Origin of the sequence: Stenotrophomonas sp. WZN-1 (genome assembly GCF_002192255.1) — a bacterium.
GTDB lineage: Bacteria > Pseudomonadota > Gammaproteobacteria > Xanthomonadales > Xanthomonadaceae > Stenotrophomonas.
Genome location: NZ_CP021768.1, coordinates 1,596,120 through 1,620,136, shown reverse-complemented (window position 1 = coordinate 1,620,136; position 24,017 = coordinate 1,596,120). Strand labels below are relative to the sequence as shown.

At 67.1% G+C, this 24,017-nt stretch carries 27 protein-coding genes, 5 tRNA genes and 1 riboswitch; of the genes, 8 read left to right on the top strand and 24 right to left on the bottom strand.

Features of this window, described 5'->3' with window-relative positions:
• The first annotated feature begins 5 nt into the window (after positions 1-5).
• Positions 6-69, top strand: a riboswitch (Fluoride riboswitch).
• An 81-nt stretch (positions 70-150) separates the two neighbouring features.
• A complete protein-coding gene (gene crcB, locus CCR98_RS07545; RefSeq protein ID WP_087922108.1) occupies positions 151-543 on the top strand; it encodes a fluoride efflux transporter CrcB in 393 nt (130 codons plus the stop codon).
• 3 nt (positions 544-546) lie between these two features.
• Here the strand turns inward: crcB and CCR98_RS07540 are convergent, their stop codons facing one another.
• Together CCR98_RS07540 and CCR98_RS07535 are read right to left on the bottom strand one after the other, a co-directional pair.
• Positions 547-1,380, bottom strand: a complete 834-nt coding sequence (locus CCR98_RS07540; RefSeq protein WP_087922107.1) for an AraC family transcriptional regulator — start codon at positions 1,378-1,380, stop codon at positions 547-549.
• Between the two features lie 96 nt (positions 1,381-1,476).
• Positions 1,477-1,989 carry an ATP-binding protein gene (locus tag CCR98_RS07535; protein ID WP_087922106.1) on the bottom strand — a complete coding sequence of 171 codons (513 nt, stop codon included), beginning with the start codon at positions 1,987-1,989 and terminating at the stop codon, positions 1,477-1,479.
• 261 nt (positions 1,990-2,250) lie between these two features.
• Here CCR98_RS07535 and CCR98_RS07525 point away from each other — a divergent pair, with 261 nt between their 5' ends.
• From CCR98_RS07525 to CCR98_RS07515, 3 genes are all read left to right on the top strand, one after another.
• The gene (locus CCR98_RS07525; RefSeq protein WP_087922104.1) at positions 2,251-3,333 is read left to right on the top strand and encodes a hypothetical protein; all 1,083 of its coding nucleotides are present in this window, start codon (positions 2,251-2,253) and stop codon (positions 3,331-3,333) included.
• A gap of 88 nt (positions 3,334-3,421) precedes the next feature.
• A complete protein-coding gene (locus CCR98_RS07520) occupies positions 3,422-3,622 on the top strand; it encodes a hypothetical protein (RefSeq protein WP_087922103.1) in 201 nt (66 codons plus the stop codon).
• Positions 3,623-3,739: 117 nt separating this feature from the next.
• A complete protein-coding gene (locus CCR98_RS07515) occupies positions 3,740-4,504 on the top strand; it encodes a thioesterase family protein (protein WP_087922102.1) in 765 nt (254 codons plus the stop codon).
• A gap of 15 nt (positions 4,505-4,519) precedes the next feature.
• Here the strand turns inward: CCR98_RS07515 and CCR98_RS07510 are convergent, their stop codons facing one another.
• Together CCR98_RS07510 and CCR98_RS07505 are read right to left on the bottom strand one after the other, a co-directional pair.
• Positions 4,520-4,789 (bottom strand): hypothetical protein, encoded by a 270-nt coding sequence (locus tag CCR98_RS07510; protein ID WP_042358614.1) that lies wholly within the window; start codon positions 4,787-4,789, stop codon positions 4,520-4,522.
• Between the two features lie 123 nt (positions 4,790-4,912).
• Positions 4,913-5,617: a winged helix-turn-helix domain-containing protein gene (locus tag CCR98_RS07505; protein WP_087922101.1), complete on the bottom strand. Its 705-nt coding sequence runs from the start codon at positions 5,615-5,617 to the stop codon at positions 4,913-4,915.
• Positions 5,618-5,722: 105 nt separating this feature from the next.
• On the opposite strand from CCR98_RS07505, the gene CCR98_RS07500 reads away from it, so the two are divergent.
• Complete coding sequence (locus tag CCR98_RS07500) at positions 5,723-6,364, top strand: flavin reductase (protein ID WP_087922100.1); 642 nt, start codon at positions 5,723-5,725, stop codon at positions 6,362-6,364.
• A 10-nt stretch (positions 6,365-6,374) separates the two neighbouring features.
• Here CCR98_RS07500 and CCR98_RS07495 read toward each other — a convergent pair whose 3' ends face one another.
• The 5 genes from CCR98_RS07495 to CCR98_RS07475 form a co-directional block, all read right to left on the bottom strand.
• Positions 6,375-6,896, bottom strand: a complete 522-nt coding sequence (locus CCR98_RS07495) for a GNAT family N-acetyltransferase (protein WP_087922099.1) — start codon at positions 6,894-6,896, stop codon at positions 6,375-6,377.
• 51 nt (positions 6,897-6,947) lie between these two features.
• Positions 6,948-7,283 carry a hypothetical protein gene (locus tag CCR98_RS07490; RefSeq protein ID WP_157721506.1) on the bottom strand — a complete coding sequence of 112 codons (336 nt, stop codon included), beginning with the start codon at positions 7,281-7,283 and terminating at the stop codon, positions 6,948-6,950.
• Between the two features lies 1 nt (position 7,284).
• Positions 7,285-7,358, bottom strand: a tRNA-Cys gene (locus CCR98_RS07485).
• 66 nt (positions 7,359-7,424) lie between these two features.
• A tRNA-Gly gene (locus CCR98_RS07480) sits at positions 7,425-7,500 on the bottom strand.
• Positions 7,501-7,642: 142 nt separating this feature from the next.
• Positions 7,643-7,718, bottom strand: a tRNA-Gly gene (locus CCR98_RS07475).
• A 128-nt stretch (positions 7,719-7,846) separates the two neighbouring features.
• On the opposite strand from CCR98_RS07475, the gene CCR98_RS07470 reads away from it, so the two are divergent.
• The 3 genes from CCR98_RS07470 (at position 7,847) to CCR98_RS07460 (ending at position 9,236) form a co-directional block, all read left to right on the top strand.
• On the top strand, positions 7,847-8,248 hold the full coding sequence (locus tag CCR98_RS07470; protein WP_087922097.1) for a hypothetical protein: 402 nt from the start codon (positions 7,847-7,849) through the stop codon (positions 8,246-8,248).
• Complete coding sequence (locus tag CCR98_RS07465; RefSeq protein WP_087922096.1) at positions 8,241-8,678, top strand: hypothetical protein; 438 nt, start codon at positions 8,241-8,243, stop codon at positions 8,676-8,678. Before CCR98_RS07470 ends, CCR98_RS07465 begins: the two co-directional genes overlap by 8 nt.
• 201 nt (positions 8,679-8,879) lie before the next feature.
• Positions 8,880-9,236, top strand: a complete 357-nt coding sequence (locus CCR98_RS07460) for a hypothetical protein (RefSeq protein WP_157721505.1) — start codon at positions 8,880-8,882, stop codon at positions 9,234-9,236.
• Between the two features lie 6 nt (positions 9,237-9,242).
• Here the strand turns inward: CCR98_RS07460 and CCR98_RS07455 are convergent, their stop codons facing one another.
• The 15 genes from CCR98_RS07455 to CCR98_RS07385 form a co-directional block, all read right to left on the bottom strand.
• Positions 9,243-10,157 (bottom strand): HlyD family efflux transporter periplasmic adaptor subunit, encoded by a 915-nt coding sequence (locus CCR98_RS07455; RefSeq protein WP_087922094.1) that lies wholly within the window; start codon positions 10,155-10,157, stop codon positions 9,243-9,245.
• The gene (locus tag CCR98_RS07450) at positions 10,154-10,882 is read right to left on the bottom strand and encodes an ABC transporter ATP-binding protein (protein WP_087922093.1); all 729 of its coding nucleotides are present in this window, start codon (positions 10,880-10,882) and stop codon (positions 10,154-10,156) included. Before CCR98_RS07450 ends, CCR98_RS07455 begins: the two co-directional genes overlap by 4 nt.
• 10 nt (positions 10,883-10,892) lie before the next feature.
• Positions 10,893-12,032: an ABC transporter permease gene (locus CCR98_RS07445; RefSeq protein ID WP_087922092.1), complete on the bottom strand. Its 1,140-nt coding sequence runs from the start codon at positions 12,030-12,032 to the stop codon at positions 10,893-10,895.
• Entirely contained in the window at positions 12,029-13,492 is a 1,464-nt protein-coding gene (locus CCR98_RS07440; protein ID WP_087922091.1) for an efflux transporter outer membrane subunit, read from the bottom strand. Before CCR98_RS07440 ends, CCR98_RS07445 begins: the two co-directional genes overlap by 4 nt.
• 359 nt (positions 13,493-13,851) lie before the next feature.
• Positions 13,852-13,927, bottom strand: a tRNA-Gly gene (locus tag CCR98_RS07435).
• A gap of 116 nt (positions 13,928-14,043) precedes the next feature.
• Entirely contained in the window at positions 14,044-15,150 is a 1,107-nt protein-coding gene (locus tag CCR98_RS07430; protein ID WP_087922090.1) for an NAD(P)/FAD-dependent oxidoreductase, read from the bottom strand.
• Between the two features lie 138 nt (positions 15,151-15,288).
• Positions 15,289-15,364 (bottom strand) — tRNA-Gly (locus tag CCR98_RS07425).
• Between the two features lie 236 nt (positions 15,365-15,600).
• Positions 15,601-16,227 (bottom strand): CDP-diacylglycerol--glycerol-3-phosphate 3-phosphatidyltransferase, encoded by a 627-nt coding sequence (gene pgsA, locus CCR98_RS07420; RefSeq protein WP_087922089.1) that lies wholly within the window; start codon positions 16,225-16,227, stop codon positions 15,601-15,603.
• Positions 16,228-16,245: 18 nt separating this feature from the next.
• Positions 16,246-18,090, bottom strand: coding sequence for an excinuclease ABC subunit UvrC (gene uvrC / locus CCR98_RS07415; protein ID WP_087922088.1), 1,845 nt, complete (start codon positions 18,088-18,090; stop codon positions 16,246-16,248).
• Positions 18,087-19,499, bottom strand: coding sequence for a hypothetical protein (locus CCR98_RS07410; RefSeq protein ID WP_087922087.1), 1,413 nt, complete (start codon positions 19,497-19,499; stop codon positions 18,087-18,089). Before CCR98_RS07410 ends, uvrC begins: the two co-directional genes overlap by 4 nt.
• Positions 19,496-19,984 (bottom strand): low molecular weight protein-tyrosine-phosphatase, encoded by a 489-nt coding sequence (locus CCR98_RS07405; protein WP_087922086.1) that lies wholly within the window; start codon positions 19,982-19,984, stop codon positions 19,496-19,498. Before CCR98_RS07405 ends, CCR98_RS07410 begins: the two co-directional genes overlap by 4 nt.
• Positions 19,981-20,754: a 3-deoxy-manno-octulosonate cytidylyltransferase gene (kdsB, locus tag CCR98_RS07400; RefSeq protein WP_087922085.1), complete on the bottom strand. Its 774-nt coding sequence runs from the start codon at positions 20,752-20,754 to the stop codon at positions 19,981-19,983. Before kdsB ends, CCR98_RS07405 begins: the two co-directional genes overlap by 4 nt.
• Positions 20,755-20,829: 75 nt before the next feature.
• Positions 20,830-21,849 (bottom strand): tetraacyldisaccharide 4'-kinase, encoded by a 1,020-nt coding sequence (lpxK, locus tag CCR98_RS07395; RefSeq protein ID WP_087922084.1) that lies wholly within the window; start codon positions 21,847-21,849, stop codon positions 20,830-20,832.
• Positions 21,849-23,597: a lipid A export permease/ATP-binding protein MsbA gene (gene msbA, locus CCR98_RS07390; protein WP_087922083.1), complete on the bottom strand. Its 1,749-nt coding sequence runs from the start codon at positions 23,595-23,597 to the stop codon at positions 21,849-21,851. The genes lpxK and msbA overlap by 1 nt, the downstream gene beginning before the upstream one ends.
• On the bottom strand, positions 23,594-24,016 hold the full coding sequence (locus CCR98_RS07385) for a biopolymer transporter ExbD (RefSeq protein ID WP_014036620.1): 423 nt from the start codon (positions 24,014-24,016) through the stop codon (positions 23,594-23,596). The genes msbA and CCR98_RS07385 overlap by 4 nt, the downstream gene beginning before the upstream one ends.
• Between the last annotated feature and the right edge of the window lies 1 nt (position 24,017).

The following is a 24,017-nucleotide window of genomic DNA, read 5'->3' as shown; positions in this document are numbered from 1 at the left end:
GCATGGTCGTCGATGGGGATGGGGCTCCCCCGATAACCGCCTGAAAGGGCTGATGGCTCCTGCCAGGACGAACCGGTGTTCGTCGACGGCAGGCCGTGCCCGCCCTCGGCGTTCGCCATCGAATCAGCGAACCCCTGCCCGAGGCACGTGATGCACGCATTGAACAACTATTTGCTGGTCTTCATCGGCGGCGGACTCGGTGCCTGCCTGCGCCACGCCTGCAACCTGATCGGTGCGCGCGCAGCGGTCGGTAGTCCGTGGCCCTGGTCGACCTTCCTGATCAACATCAGCGGTGCACTGCTGATGGGCGTGCTGGTCGAAGCCTTCGCCCTGCGCAATGGTGCCTCGCCGCAGCTGCGCCTGCTGCTGGCCACCGGCGTCCTCGGCGGATACACCACGTTCTCCACCTATGCGCTGGAAATCGGCCTGCTGCTGCAGCGCGGCCAGCATGGCCTGGCGGCACTGTACGCCGGCGGTTCGGTGGCACTGGGCCTGGCCGGCCTGTTCGGCGGCATGAAACTGGCGCGGCTGGTGCTGGGCTGAGGCTCAGACCGCGCCCGCGCGTGCCTGTCCGCGCCACTCCCGCGGCGACTGCCCGGTGTGCGCCTTGAACGCGCGCGACAGCGCCGCTTCGCTGCCGTACCCCACATCGTCGGCAATCCGCTTGAGCGGTCTGCCCTGCCGCAGCGCCTGCTGCGCCAGGCCCACCCGCCAGCCCTGCAGATACTGGCCCGGCGTGGTGCCCATCGCCTCACGGAAACTGGCGGCGAACACACTGCGCGACATGCCGGCGACGTCGGCCAGGTCTTCCAGCGTCCACGCCTGCGCCGGCGCTTCATGCATCGCCACCAACGCCAGCCGCAGCCGCGGATGGCCGAGCCCGGCGAACAGGCCGCCACGCATCTCGCCGCCTTCCATCAGCTGGCGCAGCACCTGGATCATCACCACCTCGAACAGCCGGTTGACCATCGCCGCACGCCCGCAGCGCTGCTCGAAGGCCTCTTCGAACAGCAGCTCCAGCGCCGCGTCACCGCCATAGAGATCCGCCAGCGGCATGCAGATGAAATCGGGCAACGCGGCGCTGATCGGGTTCAGCCGGCCGCCCTCGAAATGCAGGTTGGCGCAGGCCATGTCGGCGCCCTGCTGCGGATCGGTACTGAACCGGTGCGGCATCGGCCGTGGGTACAGCAGCAGGCTGGGCACCTCGACCTGCACAGTCTGCTTGCCATGACTGACCTGCAGCGGGCCCCGCCGCACCAGGTGCAGCTGACCCGCCTCGTCTTCGCCCTCCAGCGTGTTGATGCCGCACAGCGCGCCGGCATGGAACACCGAGGCGGTGACCGCGAAGCGTTCGAGCAGGATGGCGAGACGGTCGACCACGACGGGACTCCAGATCAAGCGAATAGGGTTCAATGCGTCAGATCGTATCGGAATCGCCACCGAAATGGTCGACTGAACGCTGCACTCTCTGCGCCCTCAAGCCTCCAGTGAATGACGGATCACCATGAAGCCCTCTTCCTGCGCAGGTGCCACGAAGTGGCGGGTGATCTGCTCGAAGGCGTCATCGCTGGCCTGGAACGGGTGTTCACCGCGTGCGTTGCGGGCACGCAGACGCGCCTTGCAGATGGCGTCGGGAACATCGAGAAAATGCAGCTGATGGGCAACGCCGGCCGACTCGAACAGTTCGCGGCCCCAGGCGCGGGCGGCGGGCGTGTTGAACGGAACGTCGAGCACGACGGAGACGCCGGCCTGCAGGATCGCGCGGACATGCTGCGTTAGCGCACCGCGCAGCGCAGCCGCGCGCTGCAGGTAGTCGGCGACGGAATGGATCTGGCCGGGATACAGGGCGGCCAGCCAGGTGTCTTCGCTGATCAGCACGTGGCACGGCTGCGCCACCAACTGCTGCGACAGCGTGGATTTTCCGGCGCCGATCTTGCCGCACACCAGGTGCAGGGTCGGGGCATTGCCGGTTGATGAAAGAGGGTGCATCTGCGTTCTCCTCGGTGGATTCCAGTACCCGGGAGAGCGCCGCATGCAACCCGCCTTCCCGGGCGGGTTGCATGGCCGTGACGACCGCGCGCTACCCCGCCTTCCCGTGGGGAATGCGGATAATCGACGCGGCAGTGTGCTGGGCCATGCCGCCAGCGTAGAGCGCGGCACGGCCGACCGGCAATCCCCTGCGGCAGTGCAGCGCGCGCAACAATTCGCGGGCATCTATGCTCGGCGCCATTCCCGGATGGAATGACCACGATGCGCCCCATGCTTCGATGCGCCCTCGCCCTCGCCCTCGGCCTTCTGCTGCCTGCGGCATCGCTGCTGGCTGCGCCACCCACTGCACCACGCATGCTCAGCGGTGAGCTGCAGGGCGCCCCCTGGCGCCTGGACGTACCGGCTGGCTGGAACGGCGACCTGGTGATGCTGGCGCATGGCTATGAACCAGTGGGCGTGTCACGCACTACGCCGATGGCCGCCAATGACAGCACCGCAGCACTGCTGGCCGCAGGATACGCCGTCGCGCAGAGCGCGTATGCCAGCCAGGGCTGGGCCGTGGCCGATGCGATCACCGACATGGAGCGCCTGCGCCAGCACGCGCTGGGCGAAATCAAGCGCGTGCGCCACACCTGGCTGCTCGGATTCTCGATGGGGGGCGCGGTGACGCTGGCAAGCCTCGAGCGCTACCCGCAGCACTACGCCGGTGGCGTCTCGCTGTGCGGCGCCAACCTCAGTGGCGAACAGATCGCCACCGACCTGCTGACCACGCTGGTCGCCTTCGATTACTTCTTCCCCAACACGGAAGGCCTGCCCGCCACCGGACTGGCCTCGCATGAAGCAGCCGTGCTGCCGCAAGCAGCGCTCTATCAAGGCATCGCCGGCGCGCTGCAGCGGAATCCCCAGCACGCGGACGTGCTGGCCAGGAAGCTGCAGGTCGCACCGGATGCACTGGCCGGTACGATCAGCCTGCATGCATTGGTTCTGCACGAACTGGCCGCGCGCAGTGGCGGCATGCCGGTGGGCAACAGGGGTGTGGTCTATAGCGGCTTCGGTGACGACAGGGCGTTCAATGCCGGCGTGCAGCGTGTCGACGCCGTGCCCGCGGCACAGGCCGATGTCCGCGCCAAGCTGGCATTGAGCGGCGCGTTGAAGCGTCCGCTGGTGATCCAGTTCAACAACAACGACCCCACCATCGTGGCGCATATGCGGACGGTGTATCCGCAGCTGGCAGCACGTGCGGGCGCACACCCGCTGCCACGCGTGCTGCCGCCAGTGGGCGAAGGGCATTGTGGCTTCTCTGAAGCACAGGTTGTCGACGCCTTGAAGGCGATCCAGCGTTGAGCCCAGCGTGCCGCGGCGCATCAAGTGCGTGCCGGCAGAGCTGCTATGGTGGCCGCGCCCAGTGACGGGCACACAAAGGACTGACGTGATGATCAAGACGACCTTGAAGACCGTGATGCTCCTTGGCATGGCCGTGACCGGCCTGGCCTTCGCCGCAGGATCCTGCGAGTTCTGCACGCTGAAGTACGAGCAGTGCCTGCGTACATCACATGGACCGCTGGGCAAGACCTCCGAGCAGTGTCTGGCCGAGTACAAGCTGTGCCGGGAAACGGACTGCCCGTCGCCCTGACCGGCATCCAGCCGGCTCCTGCGGGAGCCGGCTCAGCCTGTCACGTTGCCAAGCGCTTACGATGCAGGGACCGGCGCAGCACCTGCCGCCTCCCTCCCTGTTGAAGCAACGCATCCGATGGCCTTCTTCGAACGACTGAGCGACACCCGCTACCTGCCGACCGAGCATACCGGCGGCGCCTGGAACATCCGCGAACAGCACATCGCGCCGGCGATCGGACTGCTGGCCCACCATCTCGAACGCGACGCCGCGGCACGCGGTCATGGCTTCCTGATCGCGCGCCTGTCCTACGACATCCTCGGCACCATCCGGATCGAAGCGATGGAGGCCGATGTGCAGGTGCTGCGCGGTGGACGCACCATCGAACTGGTCGAAGCCACGCTGCGCCATGACGATCGACCGGCAGTTCGTGTACGCGCGTGGCTGATGCGCCCGAACGATACCGGGGCCATCGCCGGCACGCCGATCAGCGGCATTGCGCCGCCGGAATCGATGCCGGCGTGGGACCCGGGCACGGTCTGGCCCGGCGGTTTCATCCAGAGCATCGAGATCCGTCGCCACGACCGGGGACCCGGCCGCGCAACGTACTGGGCCCGCGCAACGCAGCCGCTGCTGGACGGTGAGGCGGTCAGCCCATTGGCCCGTGCCGCCACGCTGTTCGACCTGTCCAACGGCATGGCGGTACGCGCCGATCCGAAGGAGGTCGCGTTCCCGAACCTGGACCTCACCGCTCACCTGTTCGGCATGCCCGAAGGCGAGTGGCTGGGCTTCGACACATCGGTATCGTTCGGCCGCGAGGGCATCGGCCTGACCAGCACCGTGCTGCACGATGCGCGCGGCCCGATCGGAACACTCGGCCAGGCGCTGACGGTGCGCCCGTAAACGCAACGGGCGGCGTCAGCCGCCCAGCGTGCCCATGGTGAAGGTGTAGCCGGAACTCATCAGGAACTCGCGCATGCGCATTTCCGCACGGCGCGGTGAGGCCAGATTGGCCGGTGCATACAGCGCGTAGACCACGCCGGCGCCTTCGATTGACTCGCGCCGCACGCCACAGTGGCGGGTCTCCGAGGCGACCACCCAGCCATCCTTCAACCGGTCCGGTCCGATCGATTGGCCGTTCATCAGCCGGAACGTCAACCAGCGTACTTCCGCAGCGGATTTGCTCATCGGCGGCATTCCGGCTGCGTACTGCGGTCCATCATGTCCTTGCTCGCCATTGCAGCTCCCTAAGACTTGGAACCTGACCATAACGCCTCCGCATGTCGCGGGTGAATGAGACTGACCGGGCGCTCAGGTCGCCAGGCCGAACCGCTTCCACAACGCCTCGCGCCCCGGCGGGGTCAGCCGCAGCTCGCGACGGCCTTCAACACGCCGCAGCCAATCGTTGTTCACGAAGCTGTCCAGCATCGCCTCGCCGACCAGCCCGGCCAGATGCGGGCGCCTCTCGGTGCAGTCCAGGCATCCCCGGCAATAGCGCGCGGGCCTGGTCGTAACCGGCTGCTGCAGCACCTCGGCCAGCGGCTGGCCGAGCTCCCGCAGGAACGCCGCCCCCTCTGCGCTCACCTGCCAATAGCCGTCGCCCGGCAGCAAGTGCCCGGCCTGCAGCAGGCGATCGGTGATGGCCACCGCATGCACGCCGGCCAGGTGGCGGTAGCACGAGCGCGCCTCGCGCAACGCCGGCAGGCTGCGTGACGCGGCGGCGGTGCATGAGGGCGTGCGGTCGGCCACACGCAGGATGCCCTCCAGCATGTCCGCGACCTCGGTCGACGCCAGCCGATGGTAGCGATGGCGCCCCTGCGGGATGACCACCAGCAGATCGCCTTCGATCAGGCGCCGCAGATGCGTACTCGCCGTCTGTGGCGTCACCCCCGCCACCCGCGCCAGTTCCATCGCGGTGTACGCGCGGCCGTCCATCAGCTGCAGCAACATGGCGGCGCGTGCCTGGTCACCGACCAGGGCACCGACACTGACAAGGGAACCGGAGGTGTGGACCATGCCGGCATTGTGGCATGCAGGCCCCGGCCGACAGTTCGACGCAGGCCGAAGCATTGCCGGCCCGCCTCGGCGCACAGTCACCGCCCCGCTCTTTCGAGAACCGCAATGACGAACCCTTCGATCCAGCGTCGGCGCATCACGCCTTCGGTCCTGTACCCGGGCACGCCGGTACTGCTGATGACCACGCTCAATCCCGACGGCAGCAGCAACATCAGCCCGCTCTCTTCGTTCTGGGCGCTGGGCAACCGGGTGGTACTGGGGCTCGGCACGCAGGGCCAGGGCTATTGCAACCTGCAGTTGCGCAGCGAGTGCGTGCTGAACTTTCCGTCCTCTGCGCAGGCGGCCCAGGTCGAGGCCATCGCGCGTGCGACCGGCCGCGATCCGGTTCCCGACACCAAGCAGGCGATGGGCTACGTGCATGTGCGTGACAAGTTCGCGCTGGGCGGCTTCAACGCCGTACCGTCAGCACAGGTGGCACCCGCTACGATTGCCGAATGCCCGCTGCAGGTGGAAGTCACAGTGACAGCCATGCACGCGCCCAGTGATGACGATGGCCAGCACTTCGTGATCGTCGAAGGCCGCATCCGCTGCGTGCATGCGCATGAGGCGATCACCCATGCAGGCAGCCAGCACATCGATGTCGCCCGCTGGAAACCGTTGATCTATCTGTTCCGCCACTACCTGGGCGTGGGTGAACCGGTCGGACGCAACTTCCGCGCGCAGGCGCCGGCCCTCGATCCGGCGTAGAGCTGGTGATTCAAGGTGCCGGCGATGATGGGTGGCCGGTCACTGAAATCCAGTACGACACCATGTCCACATAGCGGCCGTCGCGCTTCACCGCGCGCGGCTCGACGCCGGATTCGGTGAATCCCAGCGACTCGTACAGTCCCTGCGCGGCAGCGTTGTCTGCCAGCACCGTAAGCGTGAGCGACTCGATGCCGTCCGTGCGTGCCGCCGCGAATGCCGCGAGGAACAGTTTACGTGCGATGCCGTGTCCACGATGGGCTGCGCCAACATGGACGCTGTGGATCTCCGCCGTGTGCCGCCGCGCCAACCGCACCGGACGCACGTAGCGCAGGAAGCCCGCCAGTTGTGCCTGGTCAAACGCACCGAAGTAACGGGTATGCGGATCGGTCAGCTGCACCCGCATCACCTGCGAGGAATCGCCGGCCGCCTCGGCCAGCGTGGACAGGAATGCAGCGGGCGACTCGCGCAGCGCCTGCAGGCGAGCGTCCCAGAGCATGTCCGCATCGCCTTCGCTCAGTGGCCGGATGATCATGTCGCGTGCCTGCCGCCATTTCAGTGCTGGAGCCAGCGTAACAGTCCCGCCTCAGCGACGTTCACGCATCCGACGCAACGCCAGTACGGCAAAGGTGTACCAGCCGAACGCCGGCAGCAGCGCGATGCGCCGGGCCAGACCGCGGTACGCCGGTGGATCGAAGCCGGACATCATCAGCCACAGGTAGGCCATCCCTGCCAGCGACGTCGCCGGCGCCAGCCAGGCCATGCGCGGGGGCGCAAAGGCGCCATTGCTGAACCTGGCGACGCCGAACAACACGGAGATCACTGCGGTCAACGCGAATCGGCGCCCACAAGCCACACTTTGCATAGCGCGGCTGCCGTGCGGAAAAACAAAAAAGCCCTGACCGGAGTCAGGGCTTTTCAATTGGAGGCCTCAAGCGGAATCGAACCGCTGTAAACGGATTTGCAATCCGGTGCATAGCCACTCTGCCATGAGGCCAACGTACTGCGCGCCAGGAACAGGGCCCTGACAAGACAAAACCCCATGATGGGGCCTGTCGGAACATGGAGCGGGAAACGAGACTCGAACTCGCGACCTCAACCTTGGCAAGGTTGCGCTCTACCAACTGAGCTATTCCCGCGTAAGCCGACATGATACCGGAAATCCGGGACACACACCAGCGATTTCACCTTTCTGACTGCGCGTAAAGCCTTGTGGCCCAACGTGCCCCGCCTTGCCGTGGCGGGAGAAAAACAAGGCCCCTACCGGGGCCCTGTAGAATCTGGAGCGGGAAACGAGACTCGAACTCGCGACCTCAACCTTGGCAAGGTTGCGCTCTACCAACTGAGCTATTCCCGCAGATTCTTCGACCTGCGTCGAAGGAGCGCTATTGTGTCCAAATTCCTTCACGCCGTCAACAGTCTTCACATCATGCGGCCACTGGCGTCCGTACTGGGATACGCTGCCCCGCCCAGCCCCGTGCGCCCATGTTCCTTCGCGGCACGCCCCTGTTGATCGCCCTGCTGCTGCACCTGGTGGTGGCGCTGCTGTATTGGGCACTGATTCCGCTGGGAATGAACTGGTATCGCGACCATGTCGGCTTCACCTCGCATCGCGACATCGGCTTGGGCATCGCCCAGTTCCATCTTTTCTGGATGTTCCTCGGTGCCCAGCCGTTGATCGCGGTACTGCGGCCACTGTTCGCCAAGTTGCTGGTGCTGGCGATCCCGTTGGCGTTCGCGACCTGGACGCTGATGCACAACCATCCGTTGCGCTTGGTGTACTTCACCGTTGGACCCGGCCTGCTGGCACTGGCCGCAATCGTGGCATGCCTGCGCCATTCGTCGCGCGGAACCTCCCGCCCCACCACGGACACCGCCGATGCCTAGACGTTACATCCGCCTGTTCTGGCTGCTGGTCGCGCTGACCTGGCTTGCGCTGATCGCTGCGCTGGTCAATGCCGGCTTCACTCCGGACTACTGGCTGCTGCACCACCTGGAAGGCGCCGAGCTGCCCTACCCGACCAGCAGCGTCATCATGTTCGCGCTGCTGGGAACCGTCGAGCTGGTGGTGGCCGCCCTGATCGTGCAGCCCTGGAAACTGAGACGCCTGTGGCTGCGCCTGCTGATCGCGTTCGCGTTGCTGGTGGTGTGGTCGGTGCCGTGGATGCTGTCCGCGATGCACCAGCCACCCGTGCACGGCACGCATCTGCTGTGGTTGCTGCTACTGGACGTGGGGCTGCTGCTGGCACTGTGCGTGGTATCGGCGGTGAGTGCAGCGAAGGCAGTGGCCAGGGCGCGGCACGGAACGCGAACCTAGACAGGAAGCACTGCCGTTACGCGCCCCCCGAAGGCTCTCACCTACAGGATTTCGTATCAATTGCATGTACGCAAACCCGGTAGCGGCGGGATGTTTATCGCCCCCCTTCGAACGGGCCCGCGTCCAATGTCTCCCCCTCGCCCCCCGCGTATGTTCTGCTGCTGTCTGATCCTGCTTTGGCTCCTGCTTGTCGCCGGATTCGTGCACGCTGGTTTCCAACCCGATCACTGGCAGATACGCCTGGGAAGAAGCACGACTCCAACCTATCCGCTGCAAGCAGTCATCGGATTCTCGTTGCTTTGCCTGGGCGAGCTCATCGTCATCGCGTCGATGCTTCGGCCCTGGTCCTTCTCCCGCCTGTGGTTGCGGCTGATGATCGTGCTGGTACCGCTGCTCGCCTGGACATTGCTGTGGAGCGTATCCGCCATCCATCACCCCCCCGTGCGTGGCCTGCACTCCCAATGGCTGCAGCTGCTCAGTGCAGGGATGCTGCTGGCACTTGCCATCATCGCCCTCGTTCAGTACTGGCGACGCCCAGGCCGCCAGCTCGACGGTTGACCGGATCTACTTCAGGAACTCCACCCGCACGTGCTGGCCGAAGCGGGCCCTGGCCTCGCCTTCGAACTCCAGCACGCACTCCACCACCTTGGCCACGCCTCGTCCGGCATCTTCAGGCAGGCGTGCCTGCGCGAACACCGGGCTGATGCGCACCACGCGTGCAGACGGCAGCGTGCTGGTGTTCTCGGCACCATCGCTGTCCGGCACCACGGTGGCCTTCATACCCACCTGCACGGCATCGGCGTAGGCGGCACTCAGTTCTGCACGCACCTGCAGCGGACGCGCTGGCAGAAGCGAGATGGCCGGCTTGCCGGCCTGCACGAAGGCGCCGAGCCCCGGCACCTGGCCGACCACGGTGCCGGCTTCCGGTGCACTCAGCGACATCTGCTGCAGTTTCAGCCTGGCGTGTTCCAGCTTGTGCTGGGCCATGTCGACCTGCGCACCGGCCACGTCGACATCGGCGCGCACAGCGGCCAGCTGCTGCTTGGCCGCATCGGCCTGCTGGTTGGACGACACGCCTTCGCTGGCGCCGGTGGACAGGCGGGTGGCGTTGCGCTCCAGTTCGCGCAGCTGCGCCTGGCTGCCCTTCAGGCGGTCATTGGCCAGGGCGAGATCGGCGGTGGCCATCGCCACCTCCTGCTGCAGCAGGGCACCATCCAGCGACAGCAGCAACTGTCCCTTCTTCACAGTGGCGCCCTCCTTCACCGGCGCGGCGGTGATCGAACCATCCACCGGCGGCGCCAGCGCGATCAGGCCACCCTCGACGTCGATGATGCCGCGCGCCACCGCGACCTTGCCGGCGGTGGCAGTGCTGGCTTTACCTGCAGGTGCCTGCGCAGGCGCGCCCTTGGAACAGGCGCCGAGCAGCAGTGCCACGGACAGGGCCAGGCTGAGGGGGAACAGGTACGACGTCTTGGTCATGGGGCGGACTCTACAGTTTCGTTCTGGCGGCGGTCATCACGGACCATGCCGTCTTCCATGGCGATCACCCGATCGGCATGCCGGATCAGGCGCGGATCGTGGCTCACGCACAGCACGGTGGCGCCATGCGCACGTGCGTAGCGGTGCAGGATGTCGATCACACGCTGGCCGTTCTCGGCGTCCAGCGCGCTGGTGGGTTCGTCGGCGAAGATCAGCGTCGGCGACTTGGCGAAGGCGCGGGCAACGGCCACACGCTGCTTCTCACCGCCGGACAACTGCGCCGGGCGCATGTGGCTGCGGTGGCTGAGGCCCACCTCTTCCAGCGCCTTGCGGGCCAGCGGTTCGCTTTCGCGATTGCTCATGCCGCGGTAGCCCAGCGGCAGCTGCACTTGTTCCAGCGCGGTCAGCGCCGGGAACAGATTGAAACCCTGGAACACGAAGCCGACATGGTGCAGGCGGAAGCGCTCCACTTCACTGCGGCTCATGTGGCCCACGTCCTGGCCGAGCGCGTGCACGCGACCGCCGTCGGGCGACGACAGGCCGGACAGCAGCGACAGCAGCGTGCTCTTGCCGCAGCCGGAAGGGCCCGATACCAGGGTCAGTTCACCGGGATAAATGTCCAGCGACAGGCCCCGCAGCACCGGCACCTGCACATCGCCGGACATGAAGCCCTTTTCAAGTGCGTCGGCCTGCAGGGTCGGGGCGACGGCGCGTATGGAAGTCATCGGCCGGTCCTCAACGCAGCAGCAACGATGGATCGGAGCGGACGACACTGCGTACCGCCATGATGCTCGACAGCATGGCCATCACCGCGACCAGCGCCACGCAGCCGATGATGACCATCGGCGTCAGCTGCACCGGCACGCGCTGGGTCTGTGCGATCAACAGCACGACGGTGCTGAACGCCGCCGCCAGCAACATGCCCACGCCGCCGATCAGCAATGCCTGCTCGAACACCACCCGCGCCAGCGCATAGCGGCCGGCACCGAGTGCGTTGAGCGTGGCGTACTCGCGCACCGAGCCGGCCACCACGGAAGCAAACGACTGGTTGGTGATCACCGCGCCGACGAAGCAGACGATGACGGCCATGAACAGCACCGCGATGCCGGCGCCGGTATCGAACAGCCAGTATTGCTGCGAACGGCTGGCGAACTCCGGTGCGGTCCAGAACTCGACTGGCGTGGCCTGCCCCATCGACGCGGCCAGGCGGTCGCGCACGCGATCGGCCAGGTCCGGCGAGCGCAGGCCGGCCACGAAATAGGTACTGCCCTCATGCGGGTCGGTACCCGCGATGGCGCGCGCGGTATCCAGCGAGGCCAGCACGTTGACGCCACCGAGGCCACGCAGGCCGGGTTGTGCAGCGACCACGCGCACCGCCTTGCCGTTGATCCACGCACGGTTGTTCTGCAGGTCCACGCCAAGCGTATCCAGATCGGCGCTGTCGACGATCACCGCACCCGGCTCACGCAGCTGCGCGCGCAGGCCGGCAGGGAGAATGCGCGCGAACATCATCGCGTCGTCCCGGGTGGAGATGCCGGACAGGTACACCGACACATTGCCGGTGCCCTGCGCGCTGGACCGCCATTCGCCATCGACCCACTCGTAGGGTTCGACACGGGTGACGTCCGGGTCCATGCGCAGATGGCTTTCCACGTCCGCGCTGATTGCATGGCCGTAGTTGACGCTCTGGGTACCGGGGAAACCGGCCCAGATATCGGCGGAGGATGCCTTCACGTAGATCGCGGCCGTACCGAAGATGCCCAGCACCAGTGCGGCCTGCACGATCAACAGCACGCCGGCAAAACACATCGCCAGCACCACCGGCAGGAACCGGCGCCACTCGTAGGCCAGGGTCTTGCGGGCCAGTGCGATCATTGCGCCTCGCCCTCGGACTCGACCGGCAGCGGTGCGCCGCCCAGGGCGCGGTACAGCGAGGCGAACGCGAGCACGCGCGCGCCCTGCGCACTGATCAGATCGGCCTGCGAGGCCAGTGCGGCACGCTGCGTGTCGAGCCCATCGAATTCGCTGGACAGGCCCAACTGCACCTGCCGTGCCTGGCGCCTGACCTGCCGGCCGGCGGCATCATCGGCTGCGCGCAGTGACTGGATGCTGCTGTCCTGGCGCGCCAGGCTGCCCAGTGCGCCTTCCACTTCGCTCACACCTTCCAGCACCGCCTTGCGGTAGCCGAGCAGCGCGGCATCCAGCTGCTTTTCATCGGCATGGAAACGCGCGCGGCGCTGGCCCCAGTCCCACAACGGAATGTCGATGTATGGGCCGATCGACGGACTGGAGTCGGAATTGGAACGGGCGTTCTGGGTGAGGTTGTACGCGTACAGGATGGAGCCACCGAGGCTGACACGCGGATACATCGCTGCGCGCGCCGAGCCCTTGCTGGCAGCAGCCTGCATCACTTCTGATTCGGCCAGCAGAATCTGCGGACGGTGACGCAGCAGATCGGCCGGCACCTGCTGCAGCGAGAACGCGCCCAGCTTCGGCGGCGTGCGATAGGCGCGCCAGGCCGGGTCCGGGCCATCGCGTCCCAGCAGCAGGGCCAACGCACGGGCAGCGTTGTCCGCATTCTCGCGGGCCTGCGCCGTGGCCGCGCGAGTGGCCGCCTGGCGTGCACGCAGACGATCAAGTTCGCCGGGCTCATCAAGGCGCAGGCGCTGGCGTACCAAGGCCAACTGTTCGCCGCGATCGTCCACCGCCTGCTGGCGGGCCAGCAGGTCCTGCTGGGCCTGCGCCACCGTCAGGTCCAGATAGCTGCGCACCACGTCGGCGATCACCGCCACTTGGGCGGCATTGCGCAGCGCCTCGGCATTGCCGGCTGAGGCCTGCGCGCTGAGCTGCGCGCTCTCTGCGGCGCCGAACAGGCCCAGGTCCCAGATCGCTTCGATACCGGCGTGGAAATAGGTGTCGACCGCGGCCGCATCCTGCACCTGCTTGGCGCTGGCCGAGATTTCCGGCAGGAAGCGCGAGTCCGAGGTGCCGGCGACAATCCGCACAGCCTGCAGGCGCAGCGTGGCCTGCTGCAGGTCGAGGTTGCCGGCAATGGCCTGATCGACCAGTCCATCCAACGCCGGGTCGGACAACACTTTCCACCACTGTTTGGCGTCCACTGCCGCGCCCTGGCCCTGCGGCACCTGGGTCCAGGTGCTGGGCGTGCGGTCAGGCAGGTCCGGCATTGGCACCGACATGCAGCCCGCCAAGGCCAGGCTGGCCAGCAGCGCACCGGGGCGCAGCACTGTTTGCAGGGAGAATCCGCGCCCGTTCCTGGGCACTGCCACTGGAGTGATTCGCCTGACCACCAGCCCGCCAACGTGTAGAAGGAGCATGAAGGCTACCGTGCGATTGTGGAGCAAACATGGAGAATTGGTCCGAAAATGGTCACAGCACGCGTGCGGTTCAGGCAACGCTGGCTTGGCCTTTCGCCAGCCTTTCACTGCATGCTGCGCACGGAACGCTGAGGCAACATCCAGGCCATTGCGTCCTGTTCCCGCCTTTGCCGAGCCCTGCGCCTCCGGTCGTCCCCACGACCGATACGACCCGCCATTCCGATTGCGACACTGACGTCGGATTCGTCACGCCGGGCCACGCCCGCCATGAAGATGCCGTGGCGCGACTGTAGCGGCCCTGCCGGCCAACTTCATGACAAACGAAAAACGCCCCCTTGCGGGAGCGTTTTTCTTGAATCTGGAGCGGGAAACGAGACTCGAACTCGCGACCTCAACCTTGGCAAGGTTGCGCTCTACCAACTGAGCTATTCCCGCAGATTTCGTTCGACCTGCGTCGAAGGAGCGCTATTGTGTCGATATTGCTGCACGGCGTCAACAGGAATTTTCACGTGACGTCAGCGGCGGCGTTCAGGCGCCGCTGCCCGCTCCCTTCACGTGCGCAGGCCGCGGCGATGGAAGTAGATCTGCTCGGCGATGCGCCGCGTGGCGGCCGTGTGCAGCAAAGCATTGAGTGGCCAATCGGCCTGCAGGTGGTCCATCCCCCAGCGCAGCAGGCGCTTGCCACGGAAAGCCGGGACGACCTGCTGCGCTACCCGTTCGGCGCCCGGCCCTTGGCCACGCAGATGGCGGGCAATCGCCTCGCCGACCGCCCAGCCGTGCCGCCACGAGGAATGGATGCCGCCGGCCGAGAGCGGCGAGACGATGCCCGCGGCGTCACCGGTCAGGATCAGGCGAGGGCCGCTGATCGGGCCGTCCGGCCGGCCGCACGGCACCAGACCGGCGCGGGTGGCCGAAGGACGCGCCGAGGGCGGAATGCCGACCACATCGCGCACATGCTCAAGGAAGCCATCGATATCTGGCGGCCGCACCCGGTCCGGGTCATGGCGCACTGCCACCCCGACCTGCAGGCCGGTTGGATTCTGCGCGACCCAGCCGATGTAGCCCGGCGCATAGCGCTTGCTGACGAAGCAATGGAGTGCGTCGCCCCGCGGTAGTTGCAGGCCGGCGAACTCACGTTCCACGCCGTAGAGGTTGTCACGCACCTGGCCGAGGCCGGTGCGCCGGGCCACACGCGAACGTGCACCATCGGCGCCAACCAGGTAGGCGCAGCGCCCCGCCCCTTCCACCTGCCAGCCATCGCCACTGCGGTGGGCGTCGGTGAAGGACTGCTGCAGGCGAAGGTCTACGCCATTCGCGCGCAGCTCGCTGGCCAGCCAGCGCATCAGGTTCGGCGTATCGGTGGTGAGGAAGTAATAGCCCGGTGCTGCCAGCAACACGCTGCGCAGGTTCGGTGCATACAGGCGCACATCCGCGACGCGTTGCACCAGGTGTTCGGGCATGCGCGCCAACCAGGTCTGCTCCATCGCCTCCTTCACCACGATGCCGGTGGTGTGCAGGCGCTCGCCGGGGTCGGACTTACGTTCAAGCACGCAGACCCGCAGGCCGTATTGGGCCGCGGCCAATGCGCAGGCGGCACCGGCGAAACTGGCGCCAACGATGACCACATCGTGGTCGTAGGCGGAGGATTGATGAGGCATCGCGACATCGCCGGTCTGGAACGAAGATGCAGCTTCGCGAGCGCGCGTGGTGAGGCGATGGGGTGGCGGTGAAGCAGGGATGAAGTGCCCTGGACGCAAACGAAAAACGCCCCCTTGCGGGAGCGTTCTTCTTGAATCTGGAGCGGGAAACGAGACTCGAACTCGCGACCTCAACCTTGGCAAGGTTGCGCTCTACCAACTGAGCTATTCCCGCTTGGGAGGCGAAATTCTACCTATTCCAAGGATGGCGTCAAGCGCTTTTTTCCCGATCTGCTAGGCGCCCAGCGCCGCGTATCCACGCATGGCGTGGATCTACTACAGCATCCCTGCAGACCGATGGATCTGCATCATCCGCGGATGCACCATTTCCAGTAGATCCACGCCATGCGTGGATGGGTGCACCGATGGGGTCAGAGCCCTTTCCTGCGGAAAAGGATCCGACCCCGGGGCTCAGTTGCCCAGCTTCTTCTGCCGCGCCCGCTCGCGCGCAGCGCGCTCGTCGTCGCGCAGGCTCGGCCAGGCGGCGTGCAGGTACTGCAAGCCCGACCACAGGGTCAGCACCGCGGCGATCGCCAGGGTCCAGTCGCCGATGTGGAACACAGGCCAGCCCATCCAGATGTCCTGCACCGGCACGTTCGGGGCCACCGAATACAGCAGGCACAAGAGCGCGACCATCTGCGCAGTGGTCTTGATCTTGCCGATCATCGCCACGCGCACCTTGGCGCGCTGGCCCAGCTCGGCCATCCACTCGCGCAGCGCCGACACCGCGATCTCACGACCAACGATGACCGCTGCCCAGAACGCCATCCACGGCGTCGGATGACCCTGCACGATCAGGAACAGTGCTACCGCCACCATCAGCTTGTCCGCGACCGGGTCGAGGAAGGCACCGAAGGCCGACTCCAGTTGGTAACGGCGTGCGATCCAGCCATCGAGCCAGTCGGTGATCGCGGCCAGGCCGAAGATCGCCGCCGAAGCGAAGTTGGTCCAGGTGAAGGGCAGGTAGAACACCAGCACCAGCACCGGGATCATCACGATCCGCAACAAGGTCAGCCAGGTGGGCAGGGTCAACTTCATGCTTGCGTGCTTCTCTCTCTACTCGGCCGGATCAGGCGTGGCCAACCCGTGCAGGTTAGCGTAGATACGTGCCGCGAGGGCGTCATTGATGCCTTCCACCTCGGCGATTTCCGCTTCACCAGCGGCTTTCAGGCCTACAAGACCACCGAAATGCTTGAGTAGGCTGGCGCGGCGGCGCGGGCCGATACCGGGAATGTCCTCCAGCCTGCTGGTCATCCGTGCTTTCTGGCGGCGGCCGCGGTGGCCGGTGATGGCGAAGCGGTGCGCCTCGTCGCGCACCTGCTGGATGAACTGCAGCGCCGGATTGGCCGCGCCCGGGCGCAGCTCGCGGCCATCGGGCATCACCAGTGCTTCGTGGCCGGCGCGGCGCTCCACGCCCTTGGCCACGCCCACCAGCAGCACGCCTTCCACGCCCAGGTCGGCCAGCGCAGCCTGCGCCTGCGCCAGCTGGCCGGCGCCACCATCGATCAGCAGCACGTCCGGCAGCACGCCCTGCTCTTCCACTGCACGGCGGAAGCGGCGATCGATGGCCTGGCGCATGGCAGCGTAGTCGTCGCCCGGCTCGATGCCGCTGATGTTGAAGCGGCGGTACTGCGCGCGCACCGGGCCAGCGGCGTCGAACACCACGCACGAGGCCACGGTCGCCTCGCCGAGGGTGTGGCTGATGTCGAAGCACTCCACTCGCTTGACCGGCTCGGCCAGGCCCAGCATGTCGCGCAAGGCATCGCTACGCGCGTGCTGTGCGTTGCGGCTGTTGAGTTCAGTGGCCAGGGTCAGCTGCGCGTTGCGGCTGGCCAGTTCCACATAGCCGGCGCGCTCGCCGCGCACGTTCCACTTCAGCTGCACCTTGCGCTCGGCCGAGGCCGACAGCGCGGCAACCAGCAGATCGGCATCGGGAATCTCGCGGTCCAGCAGGATCTCGCGCGGCGGCTCGAATTCGATGTAGTACTGCGAGACGAAGGCGGCCAGCACTTCCTCCGGGCTCTCCTCGCCATTGGTGCGCGGGAAGAACGGGCGGGTGCCGAGGTTGCGGCCATCGCGGAAGGCCAGCAGCAGCACGCAGGCCTGCGAGCCCTGCATGGCCACCGCCAGCACGTCCAGATCCGCGGCACGGCCATCCACGTACTGGCGGGTCTGCATGCTGCGCAGCGAGGAGATCAGGTCGCGCAGGCGCGCGGCCTGCTCGAACTCCAGTGCCTCGCTGGCGGCCTGCATCTGCTCGCCCAGTTCGCGGGTCAGCTCGTCGCTCTTGCCTTCCAGGAACAATGCAGCGCGGCGCACCGACTCGGCGTAGTCCGGCGCCGGCACCAGCTCCACGCAGGGCGCGCTGCAACGGCCGATCTGGTACTGCAGGCACGGCCGCGAGCGGTTTCGGAACACGCTGTCCTCGCAGCTGCGCAGCTTGAACAGCTTATGCATCAGGTTCAGCGTTTCGCGCACCGCAGTGACGCCGGGATACGGCCCGAAGTAGCGGCCGGGAATGGCGCGCGGGCCGCGATGCAGCGCGATGCGCGGCCAGTCCTCGCGGGTCAGCAGCACATGCGGGTAGGTCTTGTCGTCGCGCAGCGAGACGTTGTAGCGCGGCGACAGCGACTTGATCAGCTGGTTTTCCAGCAGCAACGCCTCGGCTTCCGAGCGCGTCACGGTAACGTCCATGCGCGTGATCTGCGAGATCATCGACATGATCCGCGCGTTCTTCGGGCTGCCGTTGAAATAGCTGCCGACGCGGTTGCGCAGCGCGCGGGCCTTGCCCACGTACAGCAGGGTGTCGTCGGCGGCGTACATGCGGTACACGCCAGGGGCGGTACTGAGCTGGGCCGCGAAGGCCTTGCCGTCAAAGGCCGGGGCGGGAACGTCGGTCATTCGCTGATCGGGACTTCGCTGAGCACGCCGCTGTCGGGATCGAATCGCAGCACGGCATGGGCGTCGGTCTCGGCAATCCACACCGCACCGGCGCCCACTGCCAGCCCGGCCGGGCCATGCAGGCGGCGCGGCAGCGGCTGGGTGGTCAGTTCGCCACCACCCAGGCGCAGCGTGCGCAGGCGGCCGTTGCCGGTGTCGGCAATCCACAACAGCGGAGCGTCCGCGCTCAATGCGATTGCCTGCGGATACTGCAGGCTGGCCTGCGCACGCGGGCCGTCTTCACTGCCGAAGCGCCAGGGCCCCTGCCCGACCAGCGTCTGCACCAGGTCGCCGCGCAGCTGCAGTGCACGGATCGAGGAGCCCAACGCATCGGCGACGTACAACACCTGCTGCACCACGGCCAGCGCAGTCGGCTGGGCAAAGGCAGCCAGATGGCCGCTGCCATCACGCTCGTCGATGGAACCACTGCCGGCGCGCCATTGCAGGCTGCGCTGGCCCAGGTGGTAGCTCCAGATACGGTTGTCGCCGGCCATCGCGATGTGCAGCTGGTTGTCGGCGATGGCCAGGCCAACCGGATGGTCCAGCGAGACTTGCCGCGCCTGCGCCACCGGACCTTCCACCGGCGCACCGGGGCGCCCGTTGCCACACAGCGTGTCGACGATGCCAGTCAGCAGGTTGATACGGCGCACCGCATGGTTGCCGGTGTCGGCGACGTACAGCGAATCGCGCTCCAGCACCAGCGCCTGTGGGCGGTGGAACGCTGCTTCGGCGAGGTTGCCGTCCATGAAATCGGCGGTGCCGAGGCCGAACTGGCGCAGGATGCGGCCACCATGGCTGCATTCGAGAATGCGGTGATGGCCACTGTCGGCGATGTACAGGCGTTCGGTGCTGACCGCGAGCCCCAGCGGGAAGCGCAGCGCCTGGCGCGGTTCCGGATGCAGTTCGCTGCCGCCGCGCGGCGGCGCCGAAGGCGCGCCCTGGCACAGCGCGTTCAAGGCGCGCTCCAGTTCACCGGGCGCTCCCTGCCCGATCAGCCGCTGCTGCTCGCGGCCCTGCGCGTCCAGCAGCACCATGGTCGGCCAGGCGGTAACGCCGAAGCGGCGCCAGCCATCCCAGTCAGCATCGAGCAGCACGGGCATGGTCAGGCCCTGGCGGCGCAGCAGCTTCAGTGCGGCATTGGCATCGCGCTCGAAATCGAAACGCGGCACCTGCAGCACCAGTGGCTGCAGCTTGCCGGGGTGGCGCGACAGCCATTGGCCGAACTCGGCCAGGCGTTGCGCACTCCAGGCGGAGGCCGCATTGACGAACAGCAGTGCGACCGGCCGGCCGCGCAGTTCGGTCAGGGTGCAAGGGGTGGCATTGAGCCAAGTGGCGAACTCGGGCAGGTCCGGGACGGGCTGGACGTTCATGACCCGATTATGCCGGAGTCGGCGTCATGCAACAGTCGTGCCACCGCACGTTTTGCAGCATCGTCGACCAGCGACCAGACCTGTTCGAAATGGTCGCTGCCGCCAGTGTAGGGATCAGGGATGGCTGCCCGCCCCTGCCCGCCCGACCAGGGCAGGTACAACGCCAGCCGTTCACGCTGGGCCGCGGACGCCAGACGCCCGGCATCACGCAAGTTGGCCTCGTCGGCACACAGTATCCAGTCGAAACGGTCGAAATCCACGCCCTGCAGTTGGCGTGCGCGCAGGCTGCCGATGTCCACGCCATGCCCGGCCGCGCAGGCGATCGCGCGGCGGTCCGGCGGCTCGCCCACATGCCAGTCGCCGGTGCCAGCCGAATCAACCTGCACCCGCCCGGCCAGCGGCGAGGCGTCCAGGCGCGCGCGCAGCGCCCCTTCGGCCATCGGCGAACGGCAGATGTTGCCGAGGCAGACGACCAGCAGCCTCATCGCGCCGCCATCGCCTGCAGCAGCCCCTCGGCGCGTTCCAGGTCCTCGGGCGTGTCGATGCCCGGCGGGAACGGCTCGGGCGAGATCGCCACGCTGATCGGGTAGCCCGCTTCCAGCACGCGCAGCTGCTCCAGCGATTCGACCTGCTCCAGCTGGCCCGGCGGCATCGCTGCGAACTGCTGCAGGAAGCCGGCGCGATAGCCGTAGATGCCGATATGGCGCAACCAGTGGTGGCCGTCCGGCAGCGTGTCGCGGCTGCGTGCGAAGCCGTCGCGGTGCCAGGCGATCGGCGCGCGGCTGAAGTACATCGCCTCGTTGCGCACATTGCGCACCAGCTTCACCACGTTCGGGTCGAACAGGGTGTGCGCGTCCTCGACGGTCGTGGCGAGGGTCGACATCGGCGCATTGCCAGCGACCAGCGCATCGGCTACCGCGCGGATGCCGGCCGCCGGCGCGAACGGTTCGTCGCCCTGCAGGTTGACCACCACCGTGTCATCGGCCCAGCCGGCAGTGCGTGCGCACTCGGCCAGGCGATCGGTGCCCGAGGCGTGCGTGGTCGCGGTCATCGCCACCTTCACTTCAGCCAACCCGGACAACGCATCGGCAATGCGCTGATTGTCGGTCGCCACCCATACTTCACGGGCACCGGCCTGCAGCGCGCGGCGCGCCACATGCAGTACCAGCGGCTCGCCGCCCAGCGGGCGCAACGGCTTGCCCGGCAGCCGCGAGGCGGCATAGCGGGCCGGGATGGCGACGACGAATTCAGTCATGCGGGCGGTACTCGGCAGGCTCGTTACAACGGGAATGCGGCCAGCGGCGCGTGAATGCAAGCGCCGCCGCGCCACTCAGTTCGGTCGCAGCTTGTCCAGGCGATCGGTCAGCGCCACCCAGAACGCCGCGGGCAGCTCGGCGCGCAGCGGAACCGCGTAGTGCCAGTCGTTGCCGAACGCACGGCATTTCACCGCATCCTTTTCGGTCATCAGCACCGGCAGCTGGCTGCCGAAGGACAGGTCCTGCGGCTGGTAGGCCTGATGGTCGGCGAACGCATGCGGCACCACGCCGATCCCGCGCGCGCGCAACATGTCGAAGAAGCGCTGAGGATGGGCAATGCCGGCCACCGCATGCACGCGCTGCCCCTTGAAATACGCCAGCGGACGCGAGCGGCCACCGGCCAGCGGCTGCGCACTGTCGATGTGCAGCGCCATCGGCCACTGGCCGAAGCCACAGGCCTGGGCCGCGGTTTCCTCATCCGCCTGACCAAGGTTGACCACACGGAAATCGCATTCGCTGGCGCGGCTGACAGGCTCGCGCAACGGCCCGGCCGGAATCATCCGGCCATTGCCGTAGCGACGCTGCGCATCGACCACTTCGATCTCGATGTCCCGCGCCAGGCGGTAGTGCTGCAGGCCGTCGTCGCAGACGATCACATCGCAGCCGGCCTCGATCAGCGCCTTGCCGGCGGCAACGCGGTCGCGGTCCACGCGCACTGGTACGCCGGTCTTCCAGGCAATCAGCACCGGTTCGTCACCACCCTTGGCGGTTGGCGTATCGGCCTGCACCCACAGCGGCTTGTCGGCGTCTTCGCGACCATAGCCGCGGCTGGCCACGCCCGGCTTCCAGCCGGCCGCGCGCAGGCGCTCGACCAGGGCAATGGTCAGTGGCGTCTTGCCGGTACCGCCGGCCGTGATGTTGCCGACCACGATGACCGGCACCGGCAGCGAATGGCGCTTGCGCCAGCCACGCCGATAGGCGCGCCGGCGCAGCGCGGTGACACCTGCGTACAGCGGCGCCAGCAGGCGCATCGCCCACGGAACCGGGCTGCCGTCGTACCAGTACGGCGGGGTCTGGGTGCCCTTGCCGGCCATCAGTCCTGCCTTTCGCGGAACTGCATGCTATGCAGATGCTGGTACAGGCCGCCCAGCTCGAGCAGCTCCTTGTGGGTGCCGCGTTCAACGATGCGGCCATGGTCCATCACCAGCACCTGGTCGGCATGCTCGATGGTCGACAGGCGGTGCGCGATGACCAGCGTGGTGCGTTCCGGCATCAGGCGCTGCAGCGCATCCTGCACCAGGCGCTCGGATTCGTTGTCCAGCGCCGCAGTGGCTTCGTCGAGGATCAGGATCGGAGCGTCGCGCAGGATCGCGCGGGCAATCGCCAGGCGCTGGCGCTGGCCACCGGACAGCAGCGCACCGTTCTCGCCCACCGGGGTCTGCAGCTGCTGCGGCATGCGCGCGATGAACTCCCAGGCGTTGGCGGCTTCGGCAGCCGCACGGATCTGCTCGTCGGTTGCTTCCATGCCATAGGCGATGTTGGCGGCGATGGTGTCGTCGAACAGCATCACCTTCTGACCGACCATCGCCACCTGCCGGCGCAGGTCGGCCAGCGGGTAGTCGTCCAGGGCCACGCCATCGAGGGTGATGACACCGCCGCTGGGCTCGTAGAAGCGCGGCACCAGCCGGATCAGGCTGGTCTTGCCACTGCCGGAGCGGCCGACGATGGCCGTCACCGTACCCGGCCTGGCAACGAAACTGATGTCGTCCAGGGCAATGCCGCTGTCTTCGCGGTAGCGCAGCATGACGTGGTCGAACGCCAGTTCGCCGCGCACGCGCTGCACGCGGTGCTGGCCCTCATCACGCTCCACCGGCATGTCCAGGATGCCGAACAGGCGCTCGGCGGCGGAAACACCGCGCGAAATAGAGGTCTGTACGCTGGTCAGGCGACGCAGTGAGGGGATGATGGCCATCATCGAGGTCATCAGGCCCATGAACTGGCCGGCATTGAGTCGGCCCGCCAGCGCTTCGCGGGTCGACACCCAGACGATCACCGCCAGCGCCAGTGCGGCCAGGAACTGCACCACGCTGGAGGCGGCGGCGCGGGTGACCTCGACCTTCATGTTCAGCGCCAGCATGCGGTTGGCCAGGCGCGAGTAGCGCGAGATCTCATGTTGCTGGGTGCCGTGCACCTTCACTTCCTGCTGCGCGGCCAGCGACTGCTCGGCAGTCTGCGCCATCGTGCCCATGCCGTCCTGGATGCCGCGGCTGATGCGCCGGTAGCGCTTGCCCACGTAGGACACGATGCCACCGATCAGCGGCACCACCAGCAGCATCGCCAGGGTGACCTTGACACTCATCTGCAGCATCACCGCCAGCATCGCGATGATGGTGAGGGTATCGGCCACCACGGTCTTCAGCGCGTCGGCGCTGGCCTGGGTGACCTGTTCCGTATCGAAGTTGAGGCGGCTGACCATCACCGGCGTCGCTTCGGTATCGAAGTGCGACGACGGCAGGTGCAGGTACTTCTGCAGCACCTGCTCACGCAGGTCGCGGACCACGCTGCGGCCGGTCTTGGCCAGCGTGTAGTCGCTGACCCAGGTGGCCACGCTGCGCATCAGGAACAGGCCGAGGATGGTCAGCGGCAGCACCACGGCCGCGCGCGGCTGCGGGTCGACGAAACCTTCGTTGACCAGCGGCTCCATCAGCTTGGTGAAGTGGTAGCCGGCCAGAGCCTCGACCACCATGGCGATGACCGCGCCTACCATGAACACCCAGTAGGTGCGGGTGTAGCCCAGCAGACGTTTGTAGATCGGCCACACCGGCGCGTGATGGGAACTCATGGACGCACCTCTGGCGCAGTTGCAATGGCGATACGACGGAAACCGAGCTGACCGAGCGCGTCCTGCGCAGTCACCACGGCCTGGTAGGGAGTACGCGCGTCGGCGCGCAGCAGCACGGGCTGGCTGCGATCACTGCCGGCGACGGCGGCGATGGTCTGCTTGACCGACTCGACGTCGCTGCGCAGCACTTCCTGGTCATTGATGAAATAGCGACCTTCGGCGTTGATCAGCACGCTGAGCGAACGCGGCGGCTCGTTGTTGGGCTGCTGGCTGGCGGTAGGCAACTGTACCTGCAGCGTCGAGCGCGCATCGAAGGTGGTGGTGACCACGAAAAAGATGATCAGCACCAGGATGACGTCGATCAACGGAACCAGATCGATATGCGGCTCATCCTGGGATCGGTCATTGCCGATACGCATC